Genomic DNA, 6,256 nt, shown 5'->3' with positions numbered 1-6,256 from the left:
TGCGGGTGGAGCTGCGCGGGGAAGCGAACCCGGTCCCGGACTGCTTCACGCCGGTGGCCTGCCACACGGCGACGTTCGATGTGACGACGGAGACGTGCGTGGAGACGCAGGAGCCGGACGGCACGGCATGCGACCCGGGCAACGCGTGCATCCAGGGCGCCATGTGCACGGCGGGGCGGTGCAAGGGGACGGAGCGCGTCTGCGACGACGGCAACGCGTGCACCACGGACGTGTGCAACCCGCTGGATGGCTGCACGTCGGTGCCGGCGCCGCCGTGTCCGGGGGACGGCAAGTGCCAGGTGGGCGCGTGCGACCCGAAGGTGGGGTGCACGCTGGCGAAGGCGCCGGACGGCACCTTCTGCGGCCCGGAGCGCGGCTGTGACGCGGCGGACGTGTGCCTGGACGGGGCATGCCAGCGCCGCGACCCGCCGGACAACTTCACCTGCGCGCCGGCCAGCCCCTGCCAGGGACCGGGCAAGTGCAAGGGAGCCGTGTGCGAGCGCCCCGCCGCGACGGCGGTGGTGCCGGACTGGACCTACGACGCGGCCTCCAACGGCGAGGCGCTGCATGACCTGCTGGTGGGGCCCACGGGGGACGTGACGCTGGTGGGCTTCTTCGTGCCGGCGCTGCTGGACGCGGCGGGCCCGGTGCCGGTGCGCGCGAGCGTGTCCGGGCGCCGGTGCATGCTGTGGAACGACCGGCTGTTGTGCATGGACCTGCCGCTGTCCGGGCAGGTGTCGCTGCTGGACCGGGTGACGGGCTCGCCGCGGTGGACGTTCGACCTGGCGACGGCGCGGCCGGACTTCGCGCAGGGGCTGACGACGCTGTTCATGGCGCGGTTGGGCGTGATGCAGCCGGACCGGCTGGCGGCGCTCTTCGAGGCGTACCCGGCGGGCACGTCGCGCGACACGCTGTGCCGGCAGTACTTCCTGGTGGTGTTGGATGCCTTTGGCGGGATGGTGTCCGCGCAGGCGTTGCAGGATCCGCTGCTCGCGGAGTGCAACCACCCGCACCCGTACGGCGTGGCGTCGGACGCGGTGGGGGATTTGTACGTGGCGTTCGGGCAGACGCAGAACGTGGGGGCGCCGCTGTATCCGGGGGCGCCCACGTTGTTGATGGCGTTCTCGCAGGACGGGGTGCCGCGCTGGCGCAAGACGGAGGCCTTCGCCGCGGGTGAGCTGGCCATCGTGAACGGGATCCTGCTCAACGAACGATCCACGCAGGCGCTGCGCACGCAGGACGGGCAGCCGGTGGGTTCGCAGACCTTCCCCCGGGGGCTGGGCCGCGCGGTGGCCACGTCCGCGCACGTGATTCCCTCGCCGTCCGAGGACGACACCGTGGGCGAGTGGCGGCTGGAGGGCTACGCGTTGCCAGGGCTCACGCCGTCGTGGACGTATGGGTTCCAGGGGTGGCCGGGGCCGGTGGCGCCGGAGGTCCGGCTGGCGAGCTGGACGACCTGGCCGGGCCAGTCGCCGGAGACGGTGGTGCTGGGCACGGGCATGGATGCGAAGGGGCCGATGCTGTTCGCGGTGAGCGCGAAGGATGGCAGCGAGGTGTTCCAGTGCCCCGTGTCGAACGCGGCGACGCCCGCGCAGTTCCTGGAGCTGGGGCCGGACAGCGTGGTGATGATGGACGGGGCGACGACGTGCGGTGAGTGCGATCCGCCGTACGCATACAGCCAGGCGCGCTTCCGGCGCTTCCCGATTCCGGGCCTGAAGCCCGCGGAGGAGCCCTGGCCCGGAACATTCGGCGGGCCAGGGCACGACCATCACGAGGACCCGGTGCGCGGGCGCTGAGGCCTCACGACGCGCATCACGGCGTCAGCGCGGTCCAGTCGCTGTTGGGCACGGACACCTGGAAGTTGTACGTGCCGTTGGTCCAGCACAGGCCGTAGGGCCCCAGCTGGCTGCTGTTGCTGGGGGTGAGCGCGGGCCACGCGCTCACGGTGTAGACCTGGATGCCGGAGGCGCGCACGCGCGGGAACGCGGGACACCGCTGCGCCACGTCCATCAGGTAGTGCGACTCCCACATCGTCCAGCCGGTGGCGAAGCCGGAGTTGCCGCAGATGGGCGTCAGCTTCTCCTCCCACAGGCCTTGCGTGAAGTTGTAGAGCAGCCCGTGCGCGCAGCCGCTGCCGTCCTTGTAGACCTCCGTGAAGTAGCGCTCCTCGCCGTCCAGCACGCGCACGTACTTGCCCTTCCACGTCGCGTCCATGCCCTCGAAGGTCTGCCAGCCGGTGGCACCGTCGAGGCCGCAGTGGTCCCAGAAGCCGTGCGCGTGCGCCGTCGTCGCCATGCCCGAATAGCGCCAGTGCGCCGTCACCGTCTCCACGCACGCGTTGCCCGCCGGCATGTGCGTGGGCGCGTAGATCGTCGTCCCGATCGCGTTGTCCGGAATGACCAGGTCCGTCTGCGCGTCGTTGGCCGCGAAGATGCCCTGGCCCTGGTTCACCCAGAAGCCCCGGTCACCGGAGCCCGGGAAGATGTCCGGGATGGGATCGCGCGGACGGGGCCGGCTGGAGCGCTCCGGCAGTCGCGCCGCCGCACCCTTCAACACCTCGTTCGCCTGCGGCTGGGTGTTGGGAATCGCCCGGCCGTGCACCGACTCGTCGAAGGGCTCCGGCGCCGCGTTCAACTCCTGCCCCTCCGGCACCGGCACGCCGTACGGCAGATGGGCGGTGGCGTCCTCCGCCAGCACCGGCGCGCCCGCCAGCCCCACCACCACCGTCACGGCCTTCCACGACGTTCCACGCATGTGTTGTCCCTCTCCGGTTGGAGTTGAGAGGGATTAAAGCAACTTAAACAGTAAAGTCAGCAAGAACTGATTAGTGTCCACAGGCCATCAGTGCTGGCGCGGCGCGGCTTGAACGCCGCGATCCAAGTCCAGGACGCGCCCTTCGCGCAGGGTTCCATCCACGTCCTGCGTGAGGGGCAGGCCCACCGCGGTGACGTCCCGGGGCCTCGTGCGCGTGAGCCAGCCCAGCCAGGCACAGAGCGCGGCGTCCAGCTGGTCGTGCGTGCACGTCCCCGCGTCCATGAAGCGCAGGCCGGCGGCCTCCAGCAGGGCCTGTCTTTGGGCGCGTCCTTCGGGCGTGGCCTTTGCCCCCAACTTCTCCACAGCCAGCGCGCGCCAGGTGGCGCCGGGGAAGGCTTCGAAGAGGCGCGCCTGTGACAACACCTGCGCGTCCAGGTCCAGGAGTGGCACCCGAGCATGGGCCCTCAGCGCCGCGAACAGCAGCACGCCGCCGCGCACGAAGCCCGCGAAGGGCGCACCGGGCAGGGGCAGCACGTCCGGAGTGCGGCCCGGGGCGCGCAGCTTTCGCTCCGCGTCCCGCACCCGGGCCCCCGGGTTGGCCAGCGCCTGCGGCCCGTCCACCACCACCACGTCACCGGGCCCCACGGCGAAGGCCTCCGCGAGCGCCTCCGGGTCCAGCCCGTGCCCTGCCCGTGCCCCGGGCCAGACGCGTTCGGAGAAGCGCACGCGGCCATCCCCGTCCACGATGGCCTCGTCCACGGGACGGGGGGCGCGGGCGAAGGGGTCCGTCAGGTCCCAGCCCACGAAGCGGGGCATGGCCGTCATCGCGTGCCTTCCTGCTGCGGGATCGCGCACCGGACGTTAAGAGGGGCCGCCTTCACTTCCACCCAAGGTGACACGCACATGCACTACCGTCCGCTGGGCCGCACCGGCCTGTTTGTCTCTGAACTGTGTTTCGGCGCCATGACCTTCGGTGGCGAGGGCTACTGGAAGAACATCGGGCAGCAGGGACAGGCGGAGGCCGACGCGCTGGTGGGCCGGTGCCTGGACGCGGGCATCAACTTCTTCGACACCGCGAACGTGTATTCGTACGGGCAGTCGGAGGAGCTGCTCGGCAAGGCGCTCGCGGCGAAGCGGTCGCAGGTGGTGCTGGCCACCAAGGTGCGCGGCCGCATGGGCCCGGGCCAGAACGAAACGGGCCTGTCGCGCTACCACATCTTCGACTCCGTGCACGCCAGCCTGAAGCGCCTGGGCACGGACCACATCGACCTCCTGCAGATCCACGGCTACGACGTGGCCACCCCGCTGGATGAGACGCTGCGCGCGCTGGACGACCTCGTGCGCGAGGGCAAGGTGCGCTACCTGGGCGCGTCCAACCTGGCCGCGTGGCAGCTGATGAAGGCGCTGGGCCTGAGCGACCACCGCGGCCTGTCCCGCTTCGAATCGCTGCAGGCGTACTACTCCATCGCCGGCCGCGACCTGGAGCGCGAGCTGGTGCCCCTGATGAAGGACCAGCAGGTGGGCCTGATGGTGTGGAGTCCGCTCGCGGGCGGCTTCCTGTCCGGCAAGTACCGCCGCGGCGCGGAAGGCCCCGAGGGCGCCCGCCGCACCACCTTCGACTTCCCGCCCGTGGACCGCGAGCGCGCGTACAACGCCATCGACGTGATGGACGTCGTCGCCAAGGAGACGGGCACCACCGTGGCGCGCGTGGCGCTCGCGTGGCTCTTGCACCAGCCGCACGTCACCACCGTCATCCTGGGCGCGAAGACGCAGGCCCAGCTGGACGACAACCTGGCCGCGACCGAGCTGCGCCTCAGCCCCGCGCAGCTGGCGAAGCTGGACGCCGTCTCCCAGCTGCCCGCCGAGTACCCCGGCTGGATGGTCGAGCGGCAGAACGCGGACCGCTTCCCCCCGGCCCGCTGAGCCGGTCACCCGTGGAGTCCCATTCGCGCGGAGTTTTCCATCATCGCTGAATGGACCCGACCTGCTGCGTTCCAACGACGCACCGTGTGAGCGCGGTGCGTCTGGGCCTACGGACCGTCTGGGACGGCAGGCGTGGATGACGCGGTATCCCCTGCGAGTCTCGTGGCGAAAGAGACGCAGGGTGTTTGGGATTGGGACGGACTTCCAATATCTTGGGGACTGCGAAGCGTTCGGTCACTCGAGCGCGTTCCACGGAGTCCCCATGCCTGCCCGACAGCACACCCGTGCGGTCGGAATTCATGTGGAAGGAGCACGGTCGCCCGGATGACCTTGGAGGTCCGGTGTGCGGCGTCTCTGATGCTTCGTGGGGGGCCTGTCCGGGCCCCGGGTCACTCCCGGGGCCCGGGTAACCTTTCCCGGTGGCGCGGCGGCTAGTTCGACGTGTCCAGGCGCGACCCCCCGCTGACGTCCAGCTGGGCGTTCTGGGGCCGCTTCGACAGGCGGACGATGCTGCCGCCGGACGCGTCGCCGGTGACGCTGTCGGAGGCATTGGCCTCCACGATGGCGCCGCCGCTGGCCTCCACTTCCAGGGTGCTGACGCCCTGGAGCTGCCAGGCGTGGAGCTGCGAGCCGCCGCTGACCTCGGCATCCAGTTCGCGGGCGCGGCCGGCCATGGTGATTTCGGAGCCGCCGCTGGACTCGACGTCCACCTTCTTGGCGTCCACGCCGCGCACGGTGAGCACCGCGCCGCCGCTGGCCTCGGCGTCGAATTCGTCGGACGCGGTGACGTCGGCGTTCATGTGGCTGCCGCCGCTGGCCTCCACGTGGTCGATGCGGGGCGAGGACACGATGAGCTTCACCCGGCCGTTGAGGCCGCTCCAGCCCTTGCGCTCCACGCGCGTGGTGAGGATGCCGTCCTCCACCTCCAGCTGGATGCGGGAGAGGTTTTCGGCGGAGCCCTCCAGGCGGACGGACTTGGGGCCCACCTTCACCTCCGCGTGCATGCCGTGACTCACGGAGACGCCGTGGAAGTCCTTCACCTGGCGCGCCTCTCCCGAATCCTGGGAGGGCTTCGCCGCGTCCTCCGCGTGGGCGGTGCAGGCGGTGGCGGCGAGGCAGCAGGCGGCGAGCAGGGACAGCGTGGGCATCCTCATGGGCGGCTCCGGGCGAAGCGCGAGGACGTGGGAGCACGTCCCGGCGGAATGCCTCGGGTACGCGGGACCCCGGCGGGTGATTGCGTGGAGGTGGCGGAACCTGTCCGACAGCCGGACAGGTTCAGGGATTGGCCAGCAGCTCCAGGGGGACCCGGACGGAGGTGGTGTCGTCGGGTTTGATCTCCACGAGGAGCTTCAGGGGCCGGCCGGTGCCGTCCATGAGCTTCAGGGTGTGCCTGCCCACCGGGAGGGCGACCTTGTTGAGGGGGGTCTCGCCCAGGGAACGGCCGCCCAGGGACACGCGGGCGGAAGGCTCGGTGACCAGGGTGAGGAAGCCCTGGGGCGCGGCCGCTTCGGCGGTGGTGTCGGGAGGGGCGGGGAGGTCGTCCACCGGGGACTCGGTGGGCACGGCGGGGGTGCGGGAC

At 71.2% G+C, this 6,256-nt stretch carries 6 protein-coding genes; 2 read left to right on the top strand and 4 right to left on the bottom strand.

Features of this window, described 5'->3' with window-relative positions; genetic code table 11:
* Positions 1–1,796, top strand: a 1,796-nt coding sequence (locus D7X32_RS42445; RefSeq protein ID WP_120608194.1) for a tenascin-X, incomplete at its 5' end; no start/stop codon positions are given.
* A gap of 16 nt (positions 1,797–1,812) precedes the next feature.
* On the opposite strand, the gene D7X32_RS42440 is transcribed toward D7X32_RS42445, so the two are convergent.
* Both D7X32_RS42440 and D7X32_RS42435 read right to left on the bottom strand, forming a co-directional pair.
* Positions 1,813–2,754 (bottom strand): hypothetical protein, encoded by a 942-nt coding sequence (locus tag D7X32_RS42440; RefSeq protein ID WP_120608193.1) that lies wholly within the window; start codon positions 2,752–2,754, stop codon positions 1,813–1,815.
* An 87-nt stretch (positions 2,755–2,841) separates the two neighbouring features.
* Positions 2,842–3,579 carry a DUF429 domain-containing protein gene (locus D7X32_RS42435; RefSeq protein ID WP_120608192.1) on the bottom strand — a complete coding sequence of 246 codons (738 nt, stop codon included), beginning with the start codon at positions 3,577–3,579 and terminating at the stop codon, positions 2,842–2,844.
* A 78-nt stretch (positions 3,580–3,657) separates the two neighbouring features.
* Between D7X32_RS42435 and D7X32_RS42430 the strand changes: the two genes are divergently transcribed.
* A complete protein-coding gene (locus D7X32_RS42430; RefSeq protein ID WP_120608191.1) occupies positions 3,658–4,677 on the top strand; it encodes an aldo/keto reductase in 1,020 nt (339 codons plus the stop codon).
* 431 nt (positions 4,678–5,108) lie between these two features.
* Here D7X32_RS42430 and D7X32_RS42425 read toward each other — a convergent pair whose 3' ends face one another.
* Both D7X32_RS42425 and D7X32_RS42420 read right to left on the bottom strand, forming a co-directional pair.
* The gene (locus tag D7X32_RS42425) at positions 5,109–5,831 is read right to left on the bottom strand and encodes a head GIN domain-containing protein (RefSeq protein WP_120608190.1); all 723 of its coding nucleotides are present in this window, start codon (positions 5,829–5,831) and stop codon (positions 5,109–5,111) included.
* Between the two features lie 121 nt (positions 5,832–5,952).
* The coding region (locus tag D7X32_RS42420) for a PEGA domain-containing protein (RefSeq protein WP_120608189.1) at positions 5,953–6,256 on the bottom strand (304 nt) is incomplete at its 5' end.

Source organism: Corallococcus carmarthensis (genome assembly GCF_003611695.1).
Classification (GTDB): Bacteria; Myxococcota; Myxococcia; order Myxococcales; family Myxococcaceae; genus Corallococcus; species Corallococcus carmarthensis.
The sequence above is the reverse complement of the archived record's forward strand: the minus strand, read 5'-3'. Positions and strand labels throughout refer to the sequence as shown.